Annotated in this window: 22 protein-coding genes; 11 read left to right on the top strand and 11 right to left on the bottom strand. The window is 69.0% G+C overall.

Annotation, left to right across the window (positions count from 1 at the left end):
- Positions 1 to 18: 18 nt before the first annotated feature.
- A complete protein-coding gene (locus Q4V64_RS30245) occupies positions 19 to 723 on the bottom strand; it encodes a response regulator transcription factor (RefSeq protein WP_124440147.1) in 705 nt (234 codons plus the stop codon).
- A gap of 161 nt (positions 724 to 884) precedes the next feature.
- Positions 885 to 1,967, bottom strand: a complete 1,083-nt coding sequence (locus Q4V64_RS30240; RefSeq protein ID WP_124440127.1) for an LLM class flavin-dependent oxidoreductase — start codon at positions 1,965 to 1,967, stop codon at positions 885 to 887.
- Between the two features lie 172 nt (positions 1,968 to 2,139).
- Here Q4V64_RS30240 and Q4V64_RS30235 point away from each other — a divergent pair, with 172 nt between their 5' ends.
- From Q4V64_RS30235 to Q4V64_RS30225, 3 genes are all read left to right on the top strand, one after another.
- Complete coding sequence (locus tag Q4V64_RS30235; protein ID WP_124440128.1) at positions 2,140 to 2,943, top strand: helix-turn-helix domain-containing protein; 804 nt, start codon at positions 2,140 to 2,142, stop codon at positions 2,941 to 2,943.
- Between the two features lie 94 nt (positions 2,944 to 3,037).
- On the top strand, positions 3,038 to 3,907 hold the full coding sequence (locus Q4V64_RS30230; protein WP_124440129.1) for an MFS transporter: 870 nt from the start codon (positions 3,038 to 3,040) through the stop codon (positions 3,905 to 3,907).
- A 155-nt stretch (positions 3,908 to 4,062) separates the two neighbouring features.
- The gene (locus Q4V64_RS30225) at positions 4,063 to 4,461 is read left to right on the top strand and encodes a helix-turn-helix domain-containing protein (RefSeq protein ID WP_124440130.1); all 399 of its coding nucleotides are present in this window, start codon (positions 4,063 to 4,065) and stop codon (positions 4,459 to 4,461) included.
- Between the two features lie 57 nt (positions 4,462 to 4,518).
- Here Q4V64_RS30225 and Q4V64_RS30220 read toward each other — a convergent pair whose 3' ends face one another.
- The 3 genes from Q4V64_RS30220 to Q4V64_RS30210 form a co-directional block, all read right to left on the bottom strand.
- Positions 4,519 to 4,992, bottom strand: a complete 474-nt coding sequence (locus Q4V64_RS30220) for a MarR family transcriptional regulator (RefSeq protein WP_124440131.1) — start codon at positions 4,990 to 4,992, stop codon at positions 4,519 to 4,521.
- A gap of 107 nt (positions 4,993 to 5,099) precedes the next feature.
- Positions 5,100 to 5,468 carry a metalloregulator ArsR/SmtB family transcription factor gene (locus tag Q4V64_RS30215; protein ID WP_124440132.1) on the bottom strand — a complete coding sequence of 123 codons (369 nt, stop codon included), beginning with the start codon at positions 5,466 to 5,468 and terminating at the stop codon, positions 5,100 to 5,102.
- Complete coding sequence (locus tag Q4V64_RS30210; RefSeq protein WP_124440133.1) at positions 5,465 to 5,911, bottom strand: SRPBCC domain-containing protein; 447 nt, start codon at positions 5,909 to 5,911, stop codon at positions 5,465 to 5,467. Before Q4V64_RS30210 ends, Q4V64_RS30215 begins: the two co-directional genes overlap by 4 nt.
- A 123-nt stretch (positions 5,912 to 6,034) precedes the next feature.
- Here Q4V64_RS30210 and Q4V64_RS30205 point away from each other — a divergent pair, with 123 nt between their 5' ends.
- The gene (locus tag Q4V64_RS30205; protein WP_124440134.1) at positions 6,035 to 6,370 is read left to right on the top strand and encodes a YnfA family protein; all 336 of its coding nucleotides are present in this window, start codon (positions 6,035 to 6,037) and stop codon (positions 6,368 to 6,370) included.
- A gap of 15 nt (positions 6,371 to 6,385) precedes the next feature.
- Here the strand turns inward: Q4V64_RS30205 and Q4V64_RS30200 are convergent, their stop codons facing one another.
- A complete protein-coding gene (locus Q4V64_RS30200; RefSeq protein WP_124440135.1) occupies positions 6,386 to 6,826 on the bottom strand; it encodes a nuclear transport factor 2 family protein in 441 nt (146 codons plus the stop codon).
- A gap of 184 nt (positions 6,827 to 7,010) precedes the next feature.
- Between Q4V64_RS30200 and Q4V64_RS30195 the strand changes: the two genes are divergently transcribed.
- Both Q4V64_RS30195 and Q4V64_RS30190 read left to right on the top strand, forming a co-directional pair.
- Complete coding sequence (locus Q4V64_RS30195; protein ID WP_124440136.1) at positions 7,011 to 7,787, top strand: SDR family NAD(P)-dependent oxidoreductase; 777 nt, start codon at positions 7,011 to 7,013, stop codon at positions 7,785 to 7,787.
- Positions 7,787 to 7,933 (top strand): hypothetical protein, encoded by a 147-nt coding sequence (locus Q4V64_RS30190; RefSeq protein ID WP_172629198.1) that lies wholly within the window; start codon positions 7,787 to 7,789, stop codon positions 7,931 to 7,933. The genes Q4V64_RS30195 and Q4V64_RS30190 overlap by 1 nt, the downstream gene beginning before the upstream one ends.
- A 43-nt stretch (positions 7,934 to 7,976) precedes the next feature.
- On the opposite strand, the gene Q4V64_RS30185 is transcribed toward Q4V64_RS30190, so the two are convergent.
- Positions 7,977 to 9,977 (bottom strand): S9 family peptidase, encoded by a 2,001-nt coding sequence (locus tag Q4V64_RS30185; protein WP_124440137.1) that lies wholly within the window; start codon positions 9,975 to 9,977, stop codon positions 7,977 to 7,979.
- Between the two features lie 218 nt (positions 9,978 to 10,195).
- On the opposite strand from Q4V64_RS30185, the gene Q4V64_RS30180 reads away from it, so the two are divergent.
- Entirely contained in the window at positions 10,196 to 10,996 is an 801-nt protein-coding gene (locus tag Q4V64_RS30180; RefSeq protein ID WP_172629199.1) for an LAGLIDADG family homing endonuclease, read from the top strand.
- Positions 10,997 to 11,038: 42 nt separating this feature from the next.
- On the opposite strand, the gene Q4V64_RS30175 is transcribed toward Q4V64_RS30180, so the two are convergent.
- Complete coding sequence (locus tag Q4V64_RS30175; RefSeq protein WP_124440148.1) at positions 11,039 to 12,232, bottom strand: RtcB family protein; 1,194 nt, start codon at positions 12,230 to 12,232, stop codon at positions 11,039 to 11,041.
- 203 nt (positions 12,233 to 12,435) lie between these two features.
- On the opposite strand from Q4V64_RS30175, the gene Q4V64_RS30170 reads away from it, so the two are divergent.
- The 3 genes from Q4V64_RS30170 to Q4V64_RS30160 all read left to right on the top strand — a co-directional run bounded on the left by Q4V64_RS30170 (position 12,436) and on the right by Q4V64_RS30160 (position 15,790).
- Positions 12,436 to 13,344, top strand: coding sequence for a DUF3558 domain-containing protein (locus tag Q4V64_RS30170; protein WP_124440139.1), 909 nt, complete (start codon positions 12,436 to 12,438; stop codon positions 13,342 to 13,344).
- A gap of 117 nt (positions 13,345 to 13,461) precedes the next feature.
- The gene (locus tag Q4V64_RS30165; RefSeq protein ID WP_124440140.1) at positions 13,462 to 14,355 is read left to right on the top strand and encodes a DUF3558 family protein; all 894 of its coding nucleotides are present in this window, start codon (positions 13,462 to 13,464) and stop codon (positions 14,353 to 14,355) included.
- 85 nt (positions 14,356 to 14,440) lie between these two features.
- Complete coding sequence (locus Q4V64_RS30160; protein ID WP_124440141.1) at positions 14,441 to 15,790, top strand: DUF2637 domain-containing protein; 1,350 nt, start codon at positions 14,441 to 14,443, stop codon at positions 15,788 to 15,790.
- Between the two features lie 128 nt (positions 15,791 to 15,918).
- Here Q4V64_RS30160 and lysS read toward each other — a convergent pair whose 3' ends face one another.
- Positions 15,919 to 17,661, bottom strand: coding sequence for a lysine--tRNA ligase (gene lysS, locus Q4V64_RS30155; RefSeq protein ID WP_124440142.1), 1,743 nt, complete (start codon positions 17,659 to 17,661; stop codon positions 15,919 to 15,921).
- A 137-nt stretch (positions 17,662 to 17,798) separates the two neighbouring features.
- Between lysS and argS the strand changes: the two genes are divergently transcribed.
- Entirely contained in the window at positions 17,799 to 19,559 is a 1,761-nt protein-coding gene (gene argS / locus Q4V64_RS30150; protein ID WP_124440143.1) for an arginine--tRNA ligase, read from the top strand.
- A 14-nt stretch (positions 19,560 to 19,573) separates the two neighbouring features.
- Here argS and Q4V64_RS30145 read toward each other — a convergent pair whose 3' ends face one another.
- Positions 19,574 to 20,983, bottom strand: a complete 1,410-nt coding sequence (locus Q4V64_RS30145; RefSeq protein WP_124440144.1) for a serine/threonine-protein kinase — start codon at positions 20,981 to 20,983, stop codon at positions 19,574 to 19,576.
- 77 nt (positions 20,984 to 21,060) lie between these two features.
- Positions 21,061 to 22,989 carry a hypothetical protein gene (locus Q4V64_RS30140; RefSeq protein ID WP_124440149.1) on the bottom strand — a complete coding sequence of 643 codons (1,929 nt, stop codon included), beginning with the start codon at positions 22,987 to 22,989 and terminating at the stop codon, positions 21,061 to 21,063.
- Positions 22,990 to 23,135: the final 146 nt, after the last annotated feature.

Genomic DNA, 23,135 nt, shown 5'->3' with positions numbered 1-23,135 from the left:
CCGCCCGAGGCGGGCCACTCAGTCCTCCCGCAGCACGTAACCCACGCCGCGCACCGTGTGGATCAACTGCGGAGCGCCCGGATCGTCGAGCTTGCGGCGCAGGTAGCCGACGTACACGGCGAGGTTCTTGGAGCCGGGCCCGAAGTCGTAGCCCCAGATCCGGTCGTAGATCGTGGAGTGGTCGAGCACGATCCCCGCATTGCGCACGAGCAGTTCCAGGAGTTCGAACTCGGTGCGCGTCAGCTCCAGCTCCCGCGTCCCGCGCCAGGCACGGCGGGCCTGCACGTCCATCCGCAGCCCGGCCGCCTCGATCCGGCCGTCGGGCACCTGCGGCAGCGGCTTGGGTACGCCGGTCAGCGCACCGACCGGGCTCGTGCGCCGCAACAGGGCACGCAGCCGGGCGAAGACCTCCTCGACGTCGAAGGGCTTCACGACATAGTCATCGGCACCCGCGTCCAGGCCGGCGATCCGGTCCTGGGTCTCCACGAGCGCCGTCAGCATCAGGATCGGCGTACGGTCGCCCTCGGCGCGCAGCACCCGGCAGACCTGGAGTCCGTCGATCCCCGGCATCATCACGTCGAGGACGAGCACGTCCGGCGGGGTCTTGTGGGCCTGCGCCAACGCCTCGACGCCGTCGGCGACCGCGGTGACCTGGTAACCCTCCAGCGTCAGGGCGCGCTCCAGGGCGTGACGGATGGCGCGGTCGTCTTCGGCGAGCAGCAGAGTTTGGGGCACGCCTTCAGTGTGCCAAGCCGACACGGTCGTACGACGTGATGAACGGCTCAGCCGACAGCCTTCTTACTGGCCTCTCACCGGTGGGAGAGCAACCGAGGGGCGGGAACCTACCGTCCTCTCACCCCGCGGGCCGCCGCATCGTCCGCGCTTCATACGGCGGTCTCCTGAGCCTTGCGCAGGGACGCGTGGGTCGGCGCATCGGGCACGTCGGCCGGGCGGTCCACCGCGAACTCCTTCCGCAGCACCGGCACGACCTCCTCGCCCAGCATGTCGATCTGCTCCAGCACGGTCTTCAACGGCAGCCCGGCGTGGTCCACGAGGAACAGCTGACGCTGGTAGTCGCCGGCGTACTCGCGGAAGGCCAGGGTCTTCTCGATGACCTGCTGCGGCGAGCCCACGGTCAGCGGGGTCTGGTCGGTGAACTCCTCCAGCGACGGCCCGTGCCCGTAGACGGGCGCGACGTCGAAGTACGGCCGGAACTCGCGCACCGCGTCCTGGGAGTTCCTCCGCATGAAGACGTGACCCCCCAACCCCACGATCGCCTGCTCGGGTGTGCCGTGCCCGTAGTGGGCGTACCGGGTCCGGTACAGCTCGACCATCCGCTTGGTGTGGTCGGCCGGCCAGAAGATGTTGTTGTGGAAGAAGCCGTCGCCGTAGTACGCGGCCTGCTCGGCGATCTCCGGCGAGCGGATCGAGCCGTGCCAGACGAACGGGGGCACGCCGTCGAGCGGGCGGGGCGTGGACGTGAACCCCTGGAGCGGCGTACGGAACTTCCCCTCCCAGTTCACGACGTCCTCACGCCACAGCCGGTGGAGGAGGGCGTAGTTCTCGATGGCGAGGTCGATGCCCTGCCGGATGTCCTGCCCGAACCAGGGATAGACGGGGCCGGTGTTCCCGCGCCCCATCATGAGGTCCACCCGGCCGTCCGCCAGATGCTGGAGCATCGCGAAGTCCTCGGCGATCTTCACCGGGTCGTTGGTGGTGATGAGGGTGGTGGCGGTGGAGAGGATCAGCCTCTGCGTGCGCGCCGCGACGTAGCCGAGCATGGTGGTCGGCGACGAGGGGACGAACGGCGGGTTGTGGTGCTCGCCGGTCGCGAAGACGTCGAGCCCGACCTCCTCGGCCTTCAGCGCGATGGCGACCATGGCCTTGATGCGCTCGCGCTCGGTCGGCGTCCGGCCCGTGGTCGGGTCCGGCGTGACATCGCCGACGCTGAAGATCCCGAACTGCATGGTCGCTCACCCTCCACGTTGTTGACCGTTCAACTATACCGCTGGAACGACCCGCCACTGCCCCGTATTCCGCCCGCATTCCATCCCACGTCGCGTACCGGACTCAGCACCGGACTCCATACCGGGTTCCCGTCTCCGGCCGACTGTCAGTACCTCGTCCTACGATCTCTACATGGCCGCCCCACGCCGTGACACCCGAGGCATAGTCGACGCCGCGGAGCTCTTCGCGCGCGTGGACTTCCGCCGCCGCGAGCCCGCCGAGCCGCTGCGTCGGTATGTCGAGCTGTACTGGCTGATCGACTGGGACCTCTCCGAGCCGTACGTCTCCCATGTCGTCCCGCACCCCGCGGTCAACGTCGTCTTCCAGCGGTTCGAGGGCCGGGAGCCCTTCATCGAGGTCGCGGGCATCCAGCTCGACCTGTTCACGCAGAAACTGGAGGGACACGGCCGGGTCTGCGGCATCAAGTTCAGACCGGGCGGCTTCCGCCCCTTCGCGCCGGAGCGGCCGGTGACGGAGTGGACCGGCCGACGGGTCTTTACCCCCGAGGTCTTCCCGGACACGGACCCCGCCACGATCCTCACCCCGGACGTCGAGGACGCCCGCATCGCCGCCCTCGACGCGTTCCTGCTCGATCTCGCCCCGCGACCAGACCCCCAGGCCGACCTCGCGACGACCCTCGTCGACCGCATCCGCACGGACCGCACGATCCGCCGCGTCACCGACTTCGCCCGCTCCGAGGGCATGTCCGTACGACTGCTGCAGCGCCTGTTCGCCGCGTACGTCGGCGTCGGCCCGAAGTGGGTCATCCTCCGCTACCGCATCCACGAGGCCCTGGAACGCGCGGAGCGGGACCGGGAGGTGGACTGGGCCGCCCTGGCCGCCGACCTCGGCTACGCCGACCAGGCCCACCTGATCCGCGACTTCACCACGACAGTGGGCGTGCCGCCGACGGCGTACGCGCAGGGCGTGCACTGAGCACCCCCTCCCTTTAATGCGTTTGACCGCGCGTCACCTCACCCCTCACATTTATCTGCGTGACACAGATACTGCGTGACGGCAAAGAAATCAGCTGTTCCTCGGCGGCGGCGCGCTCATCGCAGCCGTACGCCTGCTGCCGCGCGACACCGGCGACCCGACCGTCTCCGTCGACGGCCGGGGATCGGCGCTGCTCGCCGGCGCCCTGCTCGGCCTGCTCGGCGGGCTCATCGACGGCTCGGACCACGGCTGGACGCCCCGCGCGGTCGCCCTCCTGCTCCTCGGCCTGGCCCTGTTCGCCGGCTTCTGCCACCGCCAGCGCACCGCACCCCACCCGCTCATCCAGCCGTCGCTGCTCCACAACCGCGGCTTCACCTCGGGCCTGATCCTCGGCCTGGTCGCCTTCGCCGCGACCGCCGGCCTCCTCTACGTCCTCTCCCTCTTCTTCCAGCAGGGCCTCGGCCGCTCCCCCGCCGGTACCGCGCTCGGCCTGATCCCCTTGTCGATCGGGATCGTCATCGCGTCCATCGCCTGCTACCGCCTCATCCACTCCTACGGCCGCCGGCTCGTCGTGGCGGGCCTGCTGATGGTCCTCGCGGGCTGCGGCCACCTCACCCTGCTGGTCGTCAACACCGGCACGGAGACCGGTAGCTGGGCGCTCGTGCCGCCCGTTCTCCTCATCGGCCTCGGCATGGGCACCTGCTTCGGCACGGTCTACGACGTCACGATCGGCGACATCGCCCCCGAGGAGGCGGGCAGCGCGAGCGGCTCGCTCAGCGCGGTGCAGCAGGTCGCCAACGCGATCGGGGCGGCGGTCGTGACGACCGTGTACTTCCGGACCGCGGACGGCGGCGCGGCCCACGCCATGACCGTGAGCCTCGTCGTCGTCGCCGCGGCGACCGTCCTGTGCCTGCCCCTCGTACGACTGCTGCCGCGCAAGCCGCAGCGGGAGCAGCACCACTGACCCGCGCTCTGGTGGTCCCCCCTGGCCCTCGGGTTCGCCTGAGGGCACTACAGGACCAGCACCAGCCGCTCCTGCGCTGCCGGCAACCCCAGGAAGAGTTACTGTCCCTCGGGAAGTAGTTACCCAACGGTGCGTAAGCACCCCGGAGTTGAGCCATGGCGACCATGACGGCGGCCCAGCGGCGCGAACGGGCCCGCGCCGACTACGACGCGTTCCTCAAGGCCTGCCCCACCAACCAGCTCCTGGACCGCATCAGCGACAAGTGGGTCAGCCTCGTCGTCTCCGCCCTCGCCCCCGGCCCCCTGCGCTACAGCGACCTCAGCCGCAAGATCGCCGGCGTCAGCCCCAAGATGCTGACGCAGACGCTGCGCTCACTGGAGCGCGACGGCCTCCTCTCCCGCACGGTCACCCCGTCCGTCCCCGTCCGCGTCGACTACGAACTCACCGAACTGGGCCGCAGCCTGAGCCTGCTGCTGAGCGCGGTGAAGGAGTGGGCCGAGACCCACATCGAGGAGGTCTGGGAGGCGCGGGAGCAGTACGACGCCGACAGCTGACACGCCCCGTGAGGCGCGACGCCGCCACGCCCCTCGAGGCCCGACACAGGATCGGCCTCACACCTCGCCGGCCCGCAGCCGCGCCACCTGCGCCGCGCTGAAATCCGTCGTGCGCCTCATGTGGTCGACGATCAGGCCGAGCTGGGTGTCGTCCAGGTCGTCGAACAGGGCGGACCACTCGCCGCCCAGCCGCTCCCACACCCGCCCGAACTCCGCGACCTTCTCCGGCACGGTCGCCACGAGCACCCGCCGCCGATCGGCCGCGTCCCGCTCCCGCACGACGTACCCGGCCCGCTCCAGCCGGTCCACCAGCCGCGTCGCCGACCCGGTCGTCAGCCCGGTCAGCTCGGCGACGCGACCCGTCGTCACCGGACCACGCTCCAGGGTGAGCAGGTTCAGACACTGCAGATCGGTCGGATGCAGTCCGAGATGGTCGGCGACGGCCTGGTTGAACAGGGCGTACGACGCCATGTAGCGGCGTGAGACCGAGGACAGCTCGTCCAGCAGCCGCTCACGTGTCTCGCCCGCCATACCGCCCGCCTTCCTCTGCACCGTGCAGAGATCGTACGGCGCAGCGGCCGGGGCCCAAGGCTCATCGCGGTCGGCGTGGCGAGCGTCGCGGGCGCCGTCCGCCGCCTTCAGTCCGGCCGTGCCGCATCCGAATCCCGCTCCGCCGCCTCAGCGACGCGCTTGATGTGCGCCAGGCGCCGGTCCCAGTCGGCCGCAAGCGAAGCCATCCAGCGTGCCGTCACGTCCAGCGCCGCGGGCCGCACCGCGTACCGCACCTCGCGCCCCACCCGGCCGCCGGAAACCAGCCCGGCGGCATCCAGGACGGCGAGGTGCTTGACCACCGCCTGCCGCGAGACGGGAAGTCGTTCTGCGAGCGTCGTGGCAGTGGCCTCCCCCTGTGCGGCGAGCAGATCGAGCAGCTGACGTCGCGTCGGGTCGGCCAGCGCACCGAGGACGCTGTCGACGACCTCGGCGGCGCCGGCACGTTCGTCCGTCACGTGGAGGGCTGTTCGGCGCGCGTCTTGAGCGCGTCGAGCTCCAGGGGCCAGCCTTCGGTGTGGTCCTTCAGGTTCTGACTGCGCAGCTCCTCGGACCCGGCCAGCGCCGCGAACCCGCTCTCGACGACGCGCAGCCGCGTCCGGTCGCCTTCCTGGGTCAGCGTGAACTCCACCAGAGTGCTGTTGTCCTCGCGCAGCTCTTCCCCGGGGAACGCGCTGGTCCAGCGGTATGCCAGATACGTCGGCGGCTCCACCTTCTCCACACGCACCGGGAAGTCACCGTGCTCGGCGTTCTTCGCCACCATCGACTCGCCCTCCTTGGCCACGGTGCCGGGCAGACTCGCTTTGTCGGCCACCCAGAACCCGGGCTGGGCCACCAGCGACCAGACCCGCTCCAGGGGTGCCGCGATCAGGGTTTCGCGTTCGATCCGGTCCTCGCTCATGAGGGACTCCTTCACCGTCGCCATTGATACAACCCGTGCAACCTCAGAGTTGCACATCGAGGCCGCAGGTGCAACCCATAGGTTGCACCTTAAGTCGAGGGACACACATGCGAAGCTGCCCGCATGCTCATCCTCCGCTCCGCCGCCCTCTTCCTCGTCGCCGCCCTCTTCGAGATCGGCGGCGCCTGGCTGGTCTGGCAGGGCGTGCGCGAACACCGCGGCTGGCTGTGGATCGGCGCGGGCGTCCTCGCCCTCGGCACGTACGGCTTCGTCGCCACGCTCCAGCCGGACGCCAACTTCGGCCGCATCCTCGCCGCGTACGGCGGTGTTTTCGTCGCCGGTTCCCTGGCCTGGGGAATGGCAGCCGACGGCTACCGCCCGGACCGCTGGGACGTCACCGGCGCGCTCATCTGCCTCGCCGGCATGGCGGTCATCATGTACGCGCCGAGAGGCGACTGAGCCGTCTCGCGGCGGCTATGACTTATCAGGCTGATCGGGCAGCAGCCCCAGCTGCCCCAGGAATTCCATCTCGTCGAAGTACAGCCGGTAATCGACGATCCGACCGTCCTTCACGGTGGCGATGTCCACCCCGCGGATCCTGATCTCCTTCTGGGTCGGCGGGAGCGTCTCCCCGGTGGGCAGCCGCAGCGGCCCGGTGTTCATTCCGCTGAAGATGCCCTCGTCGATGGCCGTGTCACCGGCCTCGTACTTGTGCAACGACTCGAACGCGGCCTCGGGGACCGCCTCCGTCATCTGCCGCCAGTAGTCGACGATGTGGTCGCGCCCGCGGATCTCCCCTTCGTCGGGCGTGACGGCGACCGCGTCCTCGGCATACAGATCGGCGATGGCCTTGAGGTCCGGGTGCGTGGTCAGCGCATCCGTGAGCCGGTCCATGACCTCACGCGCCTGTCCCATCGATCCACCTCCTGATCAGGGGATCACCCACTCCTCATTCTTCCACCGCGGCCGCTCACGAGCCGACCGGAGGCCGACCGAAGGCCGACCGGACCATGACCGCAGGACGAGATCACAAACCGCCCACACATCCCGCCCGCCTATCCTGGCCGGACAGGCTTTCGACCCGTCCGAGGAGCAGTCCATGGCCACCGCCGCCCCGTCCGCCGCCTCCCGCATCGCCGTCGTCACCGGTGCGAGCAGCGGAATCGGCGCCGCCACCGCCCGGCAACTCGCCGCAGCCGGATACCGCGTGGTCCTCACCGCCCGCCGCAAGGACCGCATAGAGGCGCTCGCCGAGGAGATCACCGCGGCCGGCCACGCGGCGACGGCGTACCAGCTGGACATCACCGACCGCGCGGCCGTCGACGAGTTCGCCTCGGCCTTCAAGACCATCGGCGTGCTGGTGAACAACGCGGGCGGCGCGCTCGGCGCCGACCCGGTCGCGACCGGCGACCCGGACGACTGGCGCACGATGTACGAGACCAACGTCATCGGCACCCTCAACCTCACCCAGGCCCTGCTCCCCAAGCTGGACGCGAGCGGCGACGGCACGATCGTCGTCGTCTCCTCCACGGCCGGCCATGGCACGTACGAGGGCGGCGCGGGCTACGTCGCCGCCAAGCACGGCGCGCACGTCCTCGCCGAGACCCTCCGCCTGGAGATCGTCGGCCGCCCGGTCCGCGTCATCGAGATCGCGCCCGGCATGGTCAGGACGGACGAGTTCGCCCTCACCCGCTTCGGCGGCGACGAGGACAAGGCGGAGAAGGTCTACGAGGGCGTCGCCGACCCCCTCACCGCCGACGACGTGGCCGACACCATCACCTGGGCCGTGACCCGCCCCAGCCACGTCAACGTCGACCTCCTCGTCCTCCGCCCGCGCGCCCAGGCCTCGAACACCAAAATCCACCGGGAACTGTGATGGACGACGCCGACCGGGACAGACGCCGCCTGCACGAGGAGAAGCAGAACGAACGCAAGATGTGGTGGTGGCTGGCGTACTTCCTGTTCGGCATCCACATCGTGGCGTTCGTGATGATCTACGCGGTGACACACGCGCCGAAATAGCCGCGAAGGAAGGCGGCGGCCCTCCTCCGACGTCTAAAGACGTCTAAAGCAGTGCGGGTCGCTGCCACGCCTGTCCCAGGACATGGTGGTCGAGGAAGTTCAACACCGTCTCGTACATGATCCGAACGTGGTTCGGCGCCCCGACACCGTGGCTCTCGTCCGGAAAGTACAGGAATCTGACGGGGACGCCGTACCGCTCGAGGTCGTTGAGCAACCCGAGCGACTGCCCCACCGGCACCCGATAGTCCTTGCCCCCGTGCACGATCAGCATCGGGGTCGTGACCTTCGCCGCGTCGAGGTGGGGTGAGTTCGAGTCGTACCGTTCGCGCCGCGTCCGGGGATCTCCGAAGATCTTCTGGAAGTACGCGTGCATGTCCGAGTCGAACGGGAACGACTCCAGGTTCCACATTCCGGCGTGCGAGACGATCGCCTTGAAACGGTCGGTGAGGGTCGCGGTCCGGTTGGCGAGGTAGCCGCCGTAGGACCAGCCGGCCATGCCCGTCCGGTCCCCGTCGAGGTCGCCACGGGCCAGCGCCGCGTCCGTCAGCGCCATCACATCACGGTACGGCTGACCGCCGTACTGCCCCCGGCCGCGTTCCTGCATGCGTTGCCCGTAACCGGTGGACAGCGCCGGGTCCGGCAGCAGCACCGCGTAGCCACGGGCCGCGAACGGCCACGGATTCCACAACCACGTCCAGCCGCTCCAGGACATCTGCGGCCCACCGTGCGGGGCGACCACCAAGGGCGCCGGATCCTCCGCCGAGGCCCCCTCGGGCAGGACGAGCCAGGCACGCAACGGGAACCCGTCGTCCGCCTCGACGCGCACCTCGGTGAGGGTGCCGGGAAGCGGTCCCAGGTCCCCGAGACCCTTGAGCGACACGGGCAGTTGATCAGCCTTGGCGGCATCCAGCCGAACCACCCGAGGCGGCCCGTCGATCGTGCTGCACAGCGCGTACAGGGTGGTGGCCCCATCAGGCGTCACACACACCGAGGCATAGGCACCGGAGGCGGTCAGACGGGTGACCGTGCCGTCCGCATCCCGGCGAAAGACCGGACAATGCCCCCGCTCGTCCCCCGTGAACCACACCGTGCCGTCACCGGCAACCGGCGAGGGCACCGGCCGCCCCGGCCACGGCCAGTTGTCGAACTCCGGCAGCAGATCGGTCTCCTCACCGGAGTCCAGGTCGAACGCGACGAGGGTGACCCGCCATTCGACGTCGTAGGTCTCCTCCCTCTGCCGCTGACAGACCAGCCCCGTCCCATCGCCGGTGAACACCGGACGGTAGTACTGGTGCCCGGGACGCGAGAAGGTACGGCACTCGGCACCCGTGGCCACGTCGGCCACCACCACGACATTCGCGTCCGGGGCCCGGCCGGTCGCGGCCCGCGTGTAGACCACCAGCGATCCGTCCGGCGACAGCGCCACGTCCCCACTGCCCGCGAGTCCCTGGCTGCCCGCGTCGACCGGAACCCCGTCGGAGCGCCGCAGAACAAAGGTGTGCGGTTCACCGGGCCCGAGGTCGGTGCCCCAGGCTCGCACCGGACCGCCCTCGTACAGGACGGCGCTGACCATGGCGCTCTCGCGGTCATGGCGCAGGCCGGCATGCGTCTCGGCATCAGCGGCACCGGGCAGCAGAGCAGCGGTATAGGCGAGGACATCGGCACCCTTGGCGACGGCGAAGGCGGATATACCCCCGGGATGACGGGCGACCTGCTCGACCTCACCCCTCTCGGACAACGCCCACAGGGCCACGCCCTGGGAGGAACCGCCATCCTCACGTGCGGACAGGAACAGCAGCCTGCCATCGCCGCCGAACGCGGCCCCGAACTCCCCCTGGGCGGACTCACCCACAACCCGGCTCTCACGCTCGCCTGCCGGGTCCACCTCCCACAGCCGCGAGACATACCTCGTCCCCTCCGCGTTGATCACCTGCCCGGACGCGATCAATCGCGTGCCATCGGGCGAGAGAACCAGATCGGTCAGGCGCGGCTGCGCGACGAACAGGTCGTGGAACGCGGGGACATCACTCGGGGCGTAGGCCATGCCGATCATCCTGCCCACCGCGTCCGACCCGCGAATCAATAACCCACACGAGTGAAGCGCATCGATCACCCGAACGGGCACTGAACTGGCGATCTAGGCTCGCGGCACAACATCAAATCGACGGCCCTCGGGCCGGGGTGCCACCCGAGCCGAGGGCCTGACCAACAAGGAAGTAGGGCTTCCCTGTGGCTGATTGCGAGCCTATCGCCCACCAGTTCATGGACCTCACCGTCCCTGAGTACGCGTACATGTTCGGCTTCTTGCAGGCGGACGGGCATCTGTCCCAACAGTCGAGGCAGCGAGGGCGATTGACTGTCGAGATCAGCGCGCGGGACATCGACCTCTTGCGCAAGTTCCAGAAGCTGACCCCGTACAACAGCAGCATCACCGAACGCACACGGTCCACGACCTTTGCCGAGACCCACCGCTCGGCGATCTGGAGCCTGTGCTCCCTCGAAGCCAGGGTCAGGCTCAACGAACTTGGCCTGCCTTATGGCCGCAAGTCGAAGACGATCTCTCCGCCTCACGGCGAGTTCTCACGCCGCGACTATCTCCGAGGTGTCATCGACGCCGACGGCTCGGTGGGCCACACGAGCAAGGGCTTCCCCTTCATCTCCCTGACGACCGCCAGCACGGCCATTGGCGCCTACCTGGCTGACTACGCGAAGGAGATCACGGGTGCCGAGCGCGCCATCAAGCGCAACGCCCGCGACGACATCTACAACGTCCTCTACACGATGGAAGTGGCCCAACACTTGGCCGCCCACCTCTACCAGCCCGGTTGTCTGGCCTTGGAGCGCAAGCGCATGGCCGCCGACTCACTCGCAACTTGGGTACGCCCTGCCAACATGAGGGCCGCCCACACGCGACGTCGCTGGACGGAGCACGAAGATCGGATCTTGTTGGAGCTGAACCGCGCCAAGCCAGCAGCCGAAACGCTTGGCAGGACTGTCCAGAGCTGCAACCTGCGCCTCTGGCGCCTGCGCACCGGCCAAGTCCCCATGCCAAGCGATCAGTGAACCAATGAGCGAGGCCCCCGGTTCTACCGGGGGCCTCATGCGTCAACCCTTCACGCAGACGACCTGCTTCAGCTTCGCCACGACCTCCACCAGGTCGCGCTGCTGGTCGATGACCTGCTCGATCGGCTTGTACGCACCCGGAATCTCATCCACGACGCCGGAGTCCTTACGGCACTCCACGCCCCGCGTCTGCTCCTCCAGGTCTTTCGTCGAGAACCGCCGCTTCGCCGCGTTGCGGCTCATGCGCCGACCGGCGCCGTGCGAGGCGGAGTTGAAGGCCTTCTCGTTGCCGAGACCCTTCACGATGTACGTGGCCGTACCCATCGAACCCGGGATGATTCCAAGGTCGCCAGCGCCAGCCCTGATCGCGCCCTTGCGGGTCACGAGCAGGTCCATCCCCTCGTAGCGTTCCTCAGCAACGTAGTTGTGGTGACAGCTGACCTCCATCTCGAAGGTCGGCTTCGCCTTCTTGAACTCTTTGCGGATCACATCCTTGAGGAGCGCCATCATGATCGAGCGGTTGTACTTCGCGTACTCCTGCGCCCAGTAGAGGTCATTCCGGTATGCGGCCATCTGCGGGGTGTCCGAGACGAAGACGGCAAGGTCGCGGTCGACCAAGCCCTGGTTGTGCGGAAGCTTCTGAGCCACGCCGATGTGATGCTCGGCCAGTTCCTTTCCGATATTGCGGGAACCCGAGTGCAACGTAAGCCACACCGAACCCTCAGTATCGAACGACAACTCAGCATGATGATTCCCCGCGCCGAGCGTCCCCATCTGCAAAGCAGCCCGCTCCCGCCGAAACTTCACCGCATCCGCAACCCCCTCGAACCGCCCCCAAAAGTCATCCCACCCCCCGGTGGCCAACCCATGGAACCGCCCCGGCTCAACAGGACTGTCATGCATCCCCCGCCCCACCGGAATGGCAGCCTCGACCTTCGACCGCAGCCGCGACAGATCCCCCGGCAGATCATTGGCCGTCAGCGACGTCTTCACCGCCGACATCCCACACCCGATGTCCACCCCCACCGCCGCAGGACACACGGCCCCCCGCATGGCGATGACCGACCCGACCGTCGCACCCTTCCCGAAGTGCACGTCCGGCATCACGGCCAGCCCCTTGATCCACGGCAGCGTCGCCACGTTCCGCAGCTGCTGGAGTGCCACGTCCTCGACCGTCGCCGGGTCGGTCCACATACGGATGGGAACCTTCGCGCCCGGCATTTCCACGTACGACATATCGTCCTCTTCCCCCGTAAAACCAACAGAAGTCTCGAATCGCAAAACCGGCGCCAAGGTCGATGAATGGGACAGCGGACCGGCGTCCACGGCAGTGCGTGCGATACACATTGTCTCCAGGGGACGCCCCCGTGCGGCAAGCGAATAACCAGCGGGGACACTGAGATCCTCAGGGAACACACACCGTCGAGAGGAGCCCGACCGTGCAGCGGAAGGCCTACGTACCCGGCACAGCCGCGCTCCTCGCGGCCCTGCTGGCCGGCTGCACCGGCAGTTCGGACGACGGCGGTCCGAAGGACGACTCCAACCCCGGCGGCTCCAGTACGGCTTCGGCCGCGGCCCAACCGGGCCGGTACCGCACCCTCCCCGAGCCCTGCGGCGCGGTCGGCCAGGACACCCTCAACTCGCTGCTGCCCGGCATCAAGCAGATCACGGACGCGGAGCAGCGGGAGCAGGCGTACGCGGGCGAGCCCACGCTCACCTATGACACGGACCGCAAGGTCGGCTGCCGTTGGAAGGTGGAGTCGACGGACGCCACCGACCACCTGCTCGTCGACTTCGAGCGGGTGGTCTCGTACGACAACACGGTGAGCGACGACAGCGAGGCGGAGCAGCTCTTCGGGACGAAGGAGGAGGCGGCGGACCTCCCCGAGCCGACGCCGTCCGAATCGGTGTCCGAATCGCCGTCCGAATCGGTGTCCGGCGCGAGCTCCCGCCCCACCACCAGCGCCGCCACCAGCGCCGACGAGACCGCCGCGAACGCCGAGGGCACCGAGCCCCCCGATCCGAGCGACGCCCCCTCGACGTCCGTCTCCGGCTCCCCCTCCATCTCCGGCTCCCCTTCCCCTTCCGTCTCCACCACCCCTTCCACTCTCCAGCCCCGCCTCCTCGACGACGTCGGCGACGAGGCGTTCCTGGACGACGTCCTGAGCAGCTCCGGTTCGACGGCCCAGCAGCGCACGGTGACTGTGGCGTTCCGCACGTCGAACGTGATCGTGACGCTCGAGTACGTGGAGCAGCCGGCCACCGTCGGCGTGGTCCCGGACAGCAAGGAAATGCAGGACAAGGCCCGGAAACTGGCCTCTCAGTTGGCGGACACGCTGTCCGACTGACGCCCCTTCACACACCCCTCACGCCCGCACGCAAAGCAAACGAAGCACGGCCGCATGTCCTCCTCACCGCGTACCGTGGCCCCTCGGACCCGATCCGACGGCAGGAACACGAGCGTCATGAGTGAAGGAACCATGCAGCGACGAGCACAGCGAGACAAGCCTCACCAGCGAGCGAAGCGCCTCAACCGCGTCCTTGTCTGCGCGGCGGCCGTCCCCGCGATGCTGATCGCCACCGGCTGCTCGTCCGACTCCGGCTCCGACGACGCCGGCACCAAGAACGCGGGCGCCACCGCCTCGGCCTCCGCGAGCCCCTCGCCGACGGTACAGGCGGCGGCGTACGAGTCGCTTCCGGAGCCGTGCGCGGTGCTGTCGAAGAAGAGTCTGGGCGAACTGGTGCCGGAGGCGGGGAAGTCCGGCAAGGAGGGCACGTCGGACGACACGGCGACGCGTGCCAACTGCTCCTGGAGCAGCCTCGACAACAACGGCGTCAAGGGATCCCAGTTCCGCTGGCTGAACGTCGCCCTGCTCCGCTTCGAGTCGGACACCTCGCGCGGTACGGGCGAGAAGCAGGCACAGGCGTATTACGAGAAGCAGATCCAGGACGCCCAGTCGGTGAGCGGCGCGAAGAACACGAAGTCGGAGCCGGTCGCCGGGACGGGTGACGCGGCGACGGCCGTGAGCTACGACCTGAAGAAGAAGGAGGGCTCCTTCAAGCAGCAGACGGTCGTGGCGCGGGTGGAGAACGTCGTCGTCACGCTCGACTACAACGGCGCGGGCCTGGCCGGCGAGAAGAGCCCGAGCGCGGAGAGTCTGGCGAAGCTCGCGCAGAAGGCGACGAAGGAGGCGGTGGCCGCGGTGTCGTCGGCGAACGGCGAGGGCAAGGCGAGCGGTTCGCCGTCGCCCAAGGCGCCCACGAAGTCGCCTACGAAGTCGCCCACGGAGTCGGCGTCGAAGGCCCCGGCGAAGGCGCCCTCGGCCTCCCCGTCCGAGTCGGCGTCGAAGAAGAGCTGACCGTCACTCTGGACCGGCCACCCGTCTCCCGCACAGATGTGCCACCCTGTTGCGCGCAACAACACGCACTGGGAGGGGAGTACGGGTGGCCGCGCCACTGCAGCTGACACGGATGCACCGGGTTCTCATCGGCGTGGTCGTCTCCGGTGCCGTCATCATCGCCGGTATCGGCTTCGCCGGTTCCTATGCGGCCGTCCGCGAGCTGGCCCTCCAGAAGGGCTTCGGGAACTTCAGTTACGTCTTCCCGATCGGAATCGACGCGGGTATCTGCGTCCTCCTCGCCCTCGATCTGCTCCTGACCTGGATCCGCATCCCCTTCCCTCTGCTCCGCCAGACGGCATGGCTGCTGACGGCGGCCACGATCGCGTTCAACGGCGCGGCGGCCTGGCCGGACCCGCTGGGCGTGGGTATGCACGGGGTGATCCCGATCCTCTTCGTGGTCTCCGTGGAGGCGGCCCGCCACGCGATAGGCCGCATAGCCGACATCACGGCGGACAAACACATGGAGGGAGTCCGCCTCACCCGCTGGCTCCTCTCCCCCCTGCCGACCTTCCTGCTCTGGCGCCGCATGAAGCTCTGGGAACTCCGCTCCTACGAGCAGGTCATCAAGCTGGAACAGGAGCGTCTGGTGTACCAGGCCCGCCTGCGGTCCCGCTTCGGCCGGGGGTGGAGGAGGAAGGCGCCGGTGGAGAGCCTGATGCCCCTGCGCCTGGCGCGGTACGGGGTTCCGCTGGCGGAAACGGCCCCGGCGGGCTTGGCGGCGGCGGGCATAGAGCCGGCCCTGCTCCCTCCGGCACCTCAGCAGGCACTGGACGCGGCTTCGCCAGCGGACGCATCGGCTGCATCCGCCGCAGCTGCGGGCAGTCGTGCCGCTGGGGCGGCACCCGTCCCGCAGAAAGCGGCACCCCACAGCGGGCAGCGCCTGGAACTGGACGGCACCCCCCACGCCGAACAGCTGCCCAACGCACCCGAACCGGACAACAGCCCCTGGTTCGAGGCCCCCCGCCAAGTCGCATACCAGGGCGGCTACGACCCCACCTACGACCCCCAGGAACAGTACGAGCAGTGGTACGCGGAACAGCTCCAGGCCGAGCAGTACCAGGAGCAGTACCAGCAAGAACCCCCCTCGCCCGAGACCTCCCCGGACCCCTCTCCGGAGGAGACCGGCAGCTTCCCCATCCCCGCCGGCCCCGGCCGCACCCGCAACCTGGGTGAAGGCGGCGGAACCCCGGAACCCCCGGAGCCGGACGAGGAGGCGTACTACCAGGTCTTCAAGCAGTCGATAGACGGCAGCGGCTACCCGACGCCCCGCGAGTTCAGCAGCAACGTCGAGGCGACCTACGGCCTCACCGTCCTGGACGCCGACGCCAAGCGGATGGTCATGCGCTTCACCAACCGCTTCAACGCGGAACTGGAAGAGGACCACATCGCGTAGGGCCTGGGTCCGTCGGATCCGCTACGACGATGGGGGGGCGCCCGGCGAACACCGGGCGCCCCCCATCGTCGTAGAACCAGTCACTCGCAGAACCAGTCACTCGCAGAACCGGTTACTCGCAGAACCGCTTACTCCCCGAGCAGGGCCCGCACCCGCTCCTGCCCCACCGCCAGCAACAGCGTGGGCAGCCGCGGCCCCGTGTCCCGGCCCACCAGCAGGTGGTACAGCAGCGCGAAGAAGGACCGCTGGGCGGTCTTGATCTCCGGCGGCAGTTCCTTGGGCGTCGCGTTCGCGGAGAACCCGGCCTGCACCTTGGGCACGCCGTAGACGAGGTGGGTGAGTCCGTCCAGCGACCAGTGGTCGGCCAGCCCGTCCAGCAGCAGTCGTAGCGACTGCTGGGCCTGCTCGTCGAGGGACTTCAGCAGTTCGGCGTCGGGTTCGTCCCGCACGATGGTCCGCTGGTCGGCGGGGACGTGGGTGTTGATCCACGCCTCGGCCTTGTCGTAGCGCGGCCGTGCCTCGTCCAGCGACCCCAGCGGGTTCTCCGGGTCGAGCTCGGAGAGGATCCGCAGTGCCTGGTCCTCGTGTCCGGCGGTGATGTCGGCGACGGAGGCGAGGGTCCGGTACGGCAGGGGCCGGGGCGTCTTCGGCAGCTCGCCGCCGGCGGTCCGCACCGCGCGCGAGTGCGCGGCAATGTCCGCCGGGAGCGCGGATCCGTCGGCCACCTTCGCGTCGAGCTTGTCCCACTCGTCGTAGAGGCGCTGGATCTCCTGGTCGAAGGCGATCTTGAAGGACTGGTTGGGCCGGCGTCGGGCGTACAGCCAGCGCAGGAGCTGCGGTTCCATGATCTTCAGCGCGTCGGCAGGGGTGGGCACGCCGCCGCGGGACGACGACATCTTCGCCATCCCACTGATCCCCACGAACGCGTACATCGGCCCGATCGGCTGCTTGCCGCCGAAGATCCCGACGATCTGCCCGCCCACCTGGAAGGAGGACCCGGGGGACGAGTGGTCGACGCCGCTCGGTTCGAAGACGACCCCTTCGTACGCCCACCGCATCGGCCAGTCGACCTTCCACACCAGCTTGCCGCGGTTGAACTCGTTGAGCCGCACGGTCTCGCCGAAGCCGCAGGCGGTGCAGGTGTAGGTCAGCTCGGTGGTGTCGTCGTCGTAGGCGGTGACGGTGGTGAGGTCCTTCTCGCAGTTGCCGCAGTACGGCTTGTACGGGAAGTACCCGGCGGAGCCGGAGCTGCCGTCGTCCTCGCTCGCCGCCCCCGATCCTTCGGCGGCTTCGAGCTCGGCCTCGTCGACGGGCTTCTGCGACTGCTTCTTCGCGGGAGCCTTCTTGGTGCGGTACTGGTCGAGGATCGCGTCGATGTCGCCGCGGTGCTTGATCGCGTGCAGGATCTGTGCCCGGTACACCCCGGAGGTGTACTGCGCGGTCTGGCTGATCCCGTCGAACTCGACGCCCAGCTCGGCGAGCGACTCGGTCATGGCGGCCTTGAAGTGCTCGGCCCAGTTGGGGTGGGCGGAGCCCTTGGGGGCCGGGACGGAGGTGAGCGGCTTGCCGATGTGCTCGGCCCAGGTCTCGTCGACGCCGGCGACTCCGGCGGGCACCTTGCGGTACCGGTCGTAGTCGTCCCAGGAGATCAGGTGCCGCACCTGACGCCCGCGCCGCCGGATCTCGTCCGCCACCAGGTGCGGGGTCATGACCTCCCGCAGGTTCCCCAGGTGGATGGGGCCGGACGGGGAGAGCCCGGACGCGACGACAACAGGTTTGCCGGGGGCCCGACGCTCCGACTCCTCGATGACCTCATCCGCGAAACGGGAGACCCAGTCGGTGGTCTCGGTGCTCTGAGCCACGATCGGCACGTCCTCTTTTTTATCTGAGAGTTTCTCTGGGAACCCGCCCATTCTCCCAGACCACCCCGCGCCCGAGAAAACCGCTTTACGCACCATGGGATACTGGCCGTGTCTATCCATCCCACGAGGAGAACGGCACCCACTCCATGGCCTCGGTCACGTCCCTCACCGCTTCCGTCAACCAGCGTCTCGCGACCGCTCTCTCGGCTGCCCTGCCGGAGGCCGGTGCCGCCGATCCGCTGCTGCGACGAAGCGACCGGGCGGATTTCCAGGCCAACGGGATCCTGGCGCTGGCGAAGAAGGCCAAGGCGAATCCGCGGGAGCTGGCGACGCAGGTCGTCACGCGGGTCGAGACGGGTGACGTGATCAAGGACATCGAGGTCTCCGGCCCCGGCTTCCTGAACATCACGGTCACGGACGGGGCGATCACCGAGAACCTGGCCGCGCGGTACGCGGACCCCGAGCGCCTGGGCGTGCCCGTCGCCGACAACCCGGGCACGACGGTGATCGACTACGCGCAGCCGAACGTGGCGAAGGAGATGCACGTCGGCCACCTGCGCTCCGCCGTGATCGGCGACGCGGTGGTCCAGCTGCTGGAGTTCACCGGCGAGACGGTCGTGCGCCGGCACCACATCGGCGACTGGGGCACCCAGTTCGGCATGCTCATCCAGTACCTGGAGGAGCACCCGCACGAGCTGGACCACAAGGACACGCAGGTCTCCGGCGAGGAGGCGATGTCGAACCTGGACCGCCTCTACAAGGCCGCGCGGGCGCACTTCGACTCCGACGAGGAGTTCAAGACGCGGGCCCGGCGCCGGGTGGTCGACCTCCAGGCGGGCGACCCGCACACCCTCGCCATGTGGCAGAAGTTCGTGGACGAGTCGAAGATCTACTTCTTCTCCGTCTTCGAGAAGCTGGACATGGAGATCCGGGACGCGGACATCGTCGGTGAGTCGGGCTACAACGACATGCTCGACGAGACGTGCCGCCTGCTGGAGGAGTCCGGCGTCGCGGTCCGCTCCGAGGGCGCCCTGTGTGTCTTCTTCGACGACGTCAAGGGCCCGGACGGCAAGCCGGTCCCGCTGATCGTCAAGAAGTCGGACGGCGGCTACGGCTACGCGGCGACCGACCTGTCGGCGATCCGTGACCGCGTGTTCAATCTGAAGGCGCACACGCTGGTGTACGTGGTCGACGCCCGCCAGGCCCTGCACTTCAAGATGGTCTTCGAGACGGCCCGCAGGGCCGGCTGGCTGAACGAGGACGTCCGTGCGCTCCAGCTCGCCTTCGGCACGGTGCTCGGCAAGGACGGCAAGCCGTTCAAGACCCGTGAGGGCGAGACGGTCCGCCTGGTCGACCTGCTGGACGAGGCGATCGACCGCGCCTCCGCTGTCGTACGGGAGAAGGCGCAGGACCTGTCGGAGGAGGAGATCGCCGAGCGGGGCACCCAGGTGGGCATCGGCGCGGTGAAGTACGCGGACCTGTCGACGTCGGCGAACCGGGACTACAAGTTCGACCTGGACCAGATGGTCTCGCTGAACGGCGACACGTCCGTCTACCTCCAGTACGCGTACGCCCGTATCCGCTCCATCCTGCGCAAGGCCGGCGAGGCCCGCCCCGCCGCGCACCCGGAGCTGGGCCTGCACGAGGCGGAGCGCGCGCTGGGCCTGCACGTCGACGCCTTCGCGGAGACGGTGGCGGAGGCGGCGAAGGAGTACGCCCCGCACAAGCTGGCGGCGTACCTCTACCAGTTGGCGTCCCTGTACACGACCTTCTACGACAAGTGCCCGGTCCTGAAGGCCGAGACGCCGGCCCAGGTCGAGAACCGTCTCTTCCTGTGCGACGTCACGGCGCGGACGCTGCATCGGGGCATGGCGCTGCTGGGGATCCGGACGCCTGAGCGGCTCTGACCGGTTCGTGGCCACTACGCGATGTGGTCTTCCTCCAGCTCCGCGTTGAAGCGGTTGGAGAAGCGGTCGACCATGCGCTTGGCCTCGTCGTCCGGGAGGGAGATGCCGTAGTCCGCCTTCAGCTTGTCGCTGAACTCGCTGGGGGTGGGCAGGCTGCCGTTGATCGACACCGTGAAGATCAGGTAGTAGCTCTCCTCGCTCAGTTGGAGATCCTCTACGGCCGCCCGCGCGGCGATTTTCTCGGTCTCGGCATCCATGTCCTCACCGCGCCGGACGAAGACCCTCAGCTCGCGCCTGGCCACCTCCACCGCGCGCTTGGCCTCGCGGGTCGCCTCGGCCTTGAGCGCCTCGGCCTCCGCGACGATCCGCTCGGCTTCCGTCCGGGCCACCTCCACCGCACGCTTGGCCTCCCGGATCGCCTCGGCCTTGAGCGCCTCGGCCTCCGCGACGATCCGCTCGGGCGCCGTCCGGGCCTCCTCCCGGAGCTCCCAGGCCCGTTTCAGGATCAGCCCTGACACGGAGTGGTTGTGCCCCAGTTGCATGACGTCCAGGATGCTGCCGCCGGGCTCGGTGACGGCATGGTCGGCGAGGAGCGTGCTCAGCGCTTCGCACACGGTGGCCGCGTCCGCCGGGCGATCCTCCGGGCGCTTGGCGAGGAGACTCAGGATGAGGTCGTTCAGCGGGACGGGGAGGCCTTCGGCGTGGGCGTCCGGTGGTACCGGGACGACCTCCATCTGCTTGCGGAGCACGGCCCACGGGTTGGTGCCGGTGAACGGCGGCCGGCCGGTCACCGCGTGGTAGAGGAGACAGCCCAGGGAGTACAGGTCGCTGCGGTGGTCGATCGGCCGGTCGCCTTCGGCCTGTTCCGGAGACATGTACGGTGGTGAGCCGAGCAGGGTGCCCGTGGCGGTGAGTTCGCGGGCACCGATGGTGTCACCCATGAACTTCGCGACCCCGAAGTCGAGGACCTTCACCGTCCCGTCCGGCGTGAGCAGTGCGTTGGCGGGCTTGATGTCCCGGTGGACGACGCCCTGCCGGTGCGCGGCGTGCAGCGCCTCCGCGATCTGCGCGGCCCACAAGGCGGCGAGCGGCCAGGGCGGCGTGGACTCCTTGAACCGCCGATGGAGGGGCACTCCCCGGACGAGCTCCATGACGAGGAAGAGAGTCGGGCGCCCGTCGACCGACACCTCGCCCCAGTCGTGCACGGTGACGATGTTCCGGTGGGAGAGCCCTCCCGCCAGTTGCACCTCGCGCTGGAAGCGGGCCTGCGTCTCCGCCTCGTCCATGCCGTACTGCGGATGGACGACCTTCACGGCGACCTCCCGCCGCATCCGCTCGTCCTGAGCCGCCCAGACCTGCCCCATGCCACCGGCGCCCAGCCGGTCACTGATCCGAAAGCGTTCGGCGAGCAGTACGCCCTGCACCGGTTTCCTCCCCCGTCGGCGGATTGCCACCGCCGCACGACGGTCTGGCCCAGAACTCCCTTATGAGTATGGCGCCTTCAGGCCCCCGCCGAGTCCCCTGAGCTCCCGTACGACCCACCCGCCTGCCGCCGCAATCGCCGTGCCTCCTCCTCGATGCGGTGCGCGACAGGGCCGACGCCCGAGGTCTCGTCCAGCCCGCCGGCGAGAAGCTGGGTGGAGAGGCCGGTGAAGTAGTGGGCGGTGGTGAGGAGATAATCGTCCACATCGACGCCGGCGGACGCGGCGGCCCCCGGAGGAATACGGCTGACGTCGTCGAGGACCCGGTTGAACTGCAGGGTGATCTCGTCCCGGACGTCCCGCGTCAGCGCCACCGCCCTCTCGACCTGCGAGAGGATGGAATGGCAGGAGCGCGTGAGCTGCATGAGCAGCCGGTCGTCTCGGTTGAGGGAGGAGGAGCCTGCCGCGCCCGGGCTGTAATTGCCCGACGAGACGCGCGGGTCCACCAGCTGGGGCTCGAAGCGCCGGAGATCGAAGGCGCTGCCGGCGCCGAGCGCCGCCCGGAAACAGGGGTGGACATGGAACTCCGTCTCGTGCGGCTGGACCGGCAGTGCGTCGTCGCCCGCGAAAACCACGTCGTTGCCGCGCCGCACCCCGAGGAAGCCGACCCCGTACAGCACGTCGATGACCCCCGAAAGCGTCAACGTGTCGGCGTACGCCGGGAAGTCGTGATGGAGCGTCTCGGCCGCCGCCTCGAAGCGGCGGGTGAGGGCGGCGCGCGTGACGACGTACCCGGAGTTCTGGAAGAGCGGGAAGAGGTTGCGCAGGAAGGGGTGCGCGACCAGGTACTCCGAGGTCAGATCCTTGAGCTTCCACTCCGAGAACTGCCGGCCCGCCTGCTCCACATCCGCCTCGGTGATCCGGTCCCGCTCATGCTCCAACCATGCCTTCTCCTGGCAGGCGTTGAGGAACTGGATGGCATCCCTGGGCCGCGGCAGGCAGCGCCGGAACAGATAACTCGCCGTCTCCTCCCCTGCCACGGTCTGAGGGAACAGCTCCTTCCACAGCTGCTCCTCCGTCAGCTCCTCCCCGACGGAGGCACGCGCCCGGGTCAGCGCGAGGTCCCGCAGGGCCTGTTCCGTCCAGGCGATCCGGAGCTCGTCCCCGTGGAACTTGTCGCCCTCCCCGAACGACAGGGAGTCGTAGATGTCTGCCCGCAGGAACAGCAGGAACCGTACAGAGCGTCCGTACAGGCTCGCCGCGTGTTTGGCCGCCAACAACAGTCCGATCACCATCGCGTTACTGTCCGGCTCGGCCGACCACACCTGCTCCAGCTGGTCGACCATGAGCAGCAGCGGAGGGTGCACGGCGCCGTCGCAGCCGAGATCCGTGAAGGCCCGCGCCACGCCCTGCTCGACGACCTCCAGCTGCCGTGCGGCTCGCGCCCCTTCGGACGGCGACTGCGCGAGATCCATGCTCGCCTTGACTCCGAACGCCTCCAGGGACAAGGAGGTCTGCAACGCGCGCGCCCCCTGCGCCAGCCGCTCAACCAGCCGGCTACCGCTGCCCGGTGCCTCGCCGTTCTGCTTGAGGAACCGCCCGAGCGACTTCACGGAGTCCGGCCTCTTGGCATGGGCGTCCTTGGCATGCGTCACCAGGTGCCGGGCCGCGTGTACGGCAAAGACATACCGCCAGATCAGCGCCTTGGCCGAGTCCCCGGGCAGCCCTTGCAGCTCAAACCGCCGGATCTCCTCCCCCGCCGCCTCGTCCGGGGTGACCAGGACCTTCCCGCCGTGGTGCGTACGCCCACCGTCCGCCATCAACTGCATGCAGACGGCGCTCTTTCCGGACCCCTTGCGGCCGATGATCAGCATCTTCCGCCCGCTCAGCGCACCCCGGTAGGCGGCGTTCGGCAGGAAGCCGCCGCGCAGTAACAGCCCGTCCGTCACATCCCGTTCGGCATCCTCACGCCCGAAGTGGAGTTGCGCCAGCACCGGCCCGTCGGCCATCCCGTCCCCCTTGGTGTCGCCGATCACGCTGTCGACACCGTAGCGGGCGGCCCGGGCCCGGCTCAGCGACAACTACCGAACGTGAGGTGGGCCGCCGGGCGAGGTGACAGCGGAGCTGTTCCTTTTCCCAGCGGCCTCCTCCCGAA

The sequence above is a fragment of the Streptomyces sp. NL15-2K genome (assembly GCF_030551255.1).
Classification (GTDB): Bacteria; Actinomycetota; Actinomycetes; order Streptomycetales; family Streptomycetaceae; genus Streptomyces.
Note: the sequence above shows the minus strand (reverse complement) of the source record. Positions and strands in the feature narration are given on the sequence as shown.

What these genes read in the sequence shown, in the direction of transcription:
- Q4V64_RS30240 (WP_124440127.1), bottom strand. Translation starts at nt 1,967, where the DNA reads ATGCAGTTCGGGATCTTCAGCGTCGGCGATGTCACGCCGGACCCGACC.
- Q4V64_RS30235 (WP_124440128.1), top strand. Translation starts at nt 2,140, where the DNA reads ATGGCCGCCCCACGCCGTGACACCCGAGGCATAGTCGACGCCGCGGAG.
- Q4V64_RS30225 (WP_124440130.1), top strand. Translation starts at nt 4,063, where the DNA reads ATGGCGACCATGACGGCGGCCCAGCGGCGCGAACGGGCCCGCGCCGAC.
- Q4V64_RS30220 (WP_124440131.1), bottom strand. Translation starts at nt 4,992, where the DNA reads ATGGCGGGCGAGACACGTGAGCGGCTGCTGGACGAGCTGTCCTCGGTC.
- Q4V64_RS30210 (WP_124440133.1), bottom strand. Translation starts at nt 5,911, where the DNA reads ATGAGCGAGGACCGGATCGAACGCGAAACCCTGATCGCGGCACCCCTG.
- Q4V64_RS30205 (WP_124440134.1), top strand. Translation starts at nt 6,035, where the DNA reads ATGCTCATCCTCCGCTCCGCCGCCCTCTTCCTCGTCGCCGCCCTCTTC.
- Q4V64_RS30200 (WP_124440135.1), bottom strand. Translation starts at nt 6,826, where the DNA reads ATGGGACAGGCGCGTGAGGTCATGGACCGGCTCACGGATGCGCTGACC.
- Q4V64_RS30195 (WP_124440136.1), top strand. Translation starts at nt 7,011, where the DNA reads ATGGCCACCGCCGCCCCGTCCGCCGCCTCCCGCATCGCCGTCGTCACC.
- Q4V64_RS30190 (WP_172629198.1), top strand. Translation starts at nt 7,787, where the DNA reads ATGGACGACGCCGACCGGGACAGACGCCGCCTGCACGAGGAGAAGCAG.
- Q4V64_RS30185 (WP_124440137.1), bottom strand. Translation starts at nt 9,977, where the DNA reads ATGGCCTACGCCCCGAGTGATGTCCCCGCGTTCCACGACCTGTTCGTC.
- Q4V64_RS30180 (WP_172629199.1), top strand. Translation starts at nt 10,196, where the DNA reads ATGGACCTCACCGTCCCTGAGTACGCGTACATGTTCGGCTTCTTGCAG.
- Q4V64_RS30175 (WP_124440148.1), bottom strand. Translation starts at nt 12,232, where the DNA reads ATGTCGTACGTGGAAATGCCGGGCGCGAAGGTTCCCATCCGTATGTGG.
- Q4V64_RS30165 (WP_124440140.1), top strand. Translation starts at nt 13,462, where the DNA reads ATGAGTGAAGGAACCATGCAGCGACGAGCACAGCGAGACAAGCCTCAC.
- argS (WP_124440143.1), top strand. Translation starts at nt 17,799, where the DNA reads ATGGCCTCGGTCACGTCCCTCACCGCTTCCGTCAACCAGCGTCTCGCG.
- Q4V64_RS30140 (WP_124440149.1), bottom strand. Translation starts at nt 22,989, where the DNA reads ATGGCCGACGGGCCGGTGCTGGCGCAACTCCACTTCGGGCGTGAGGAT.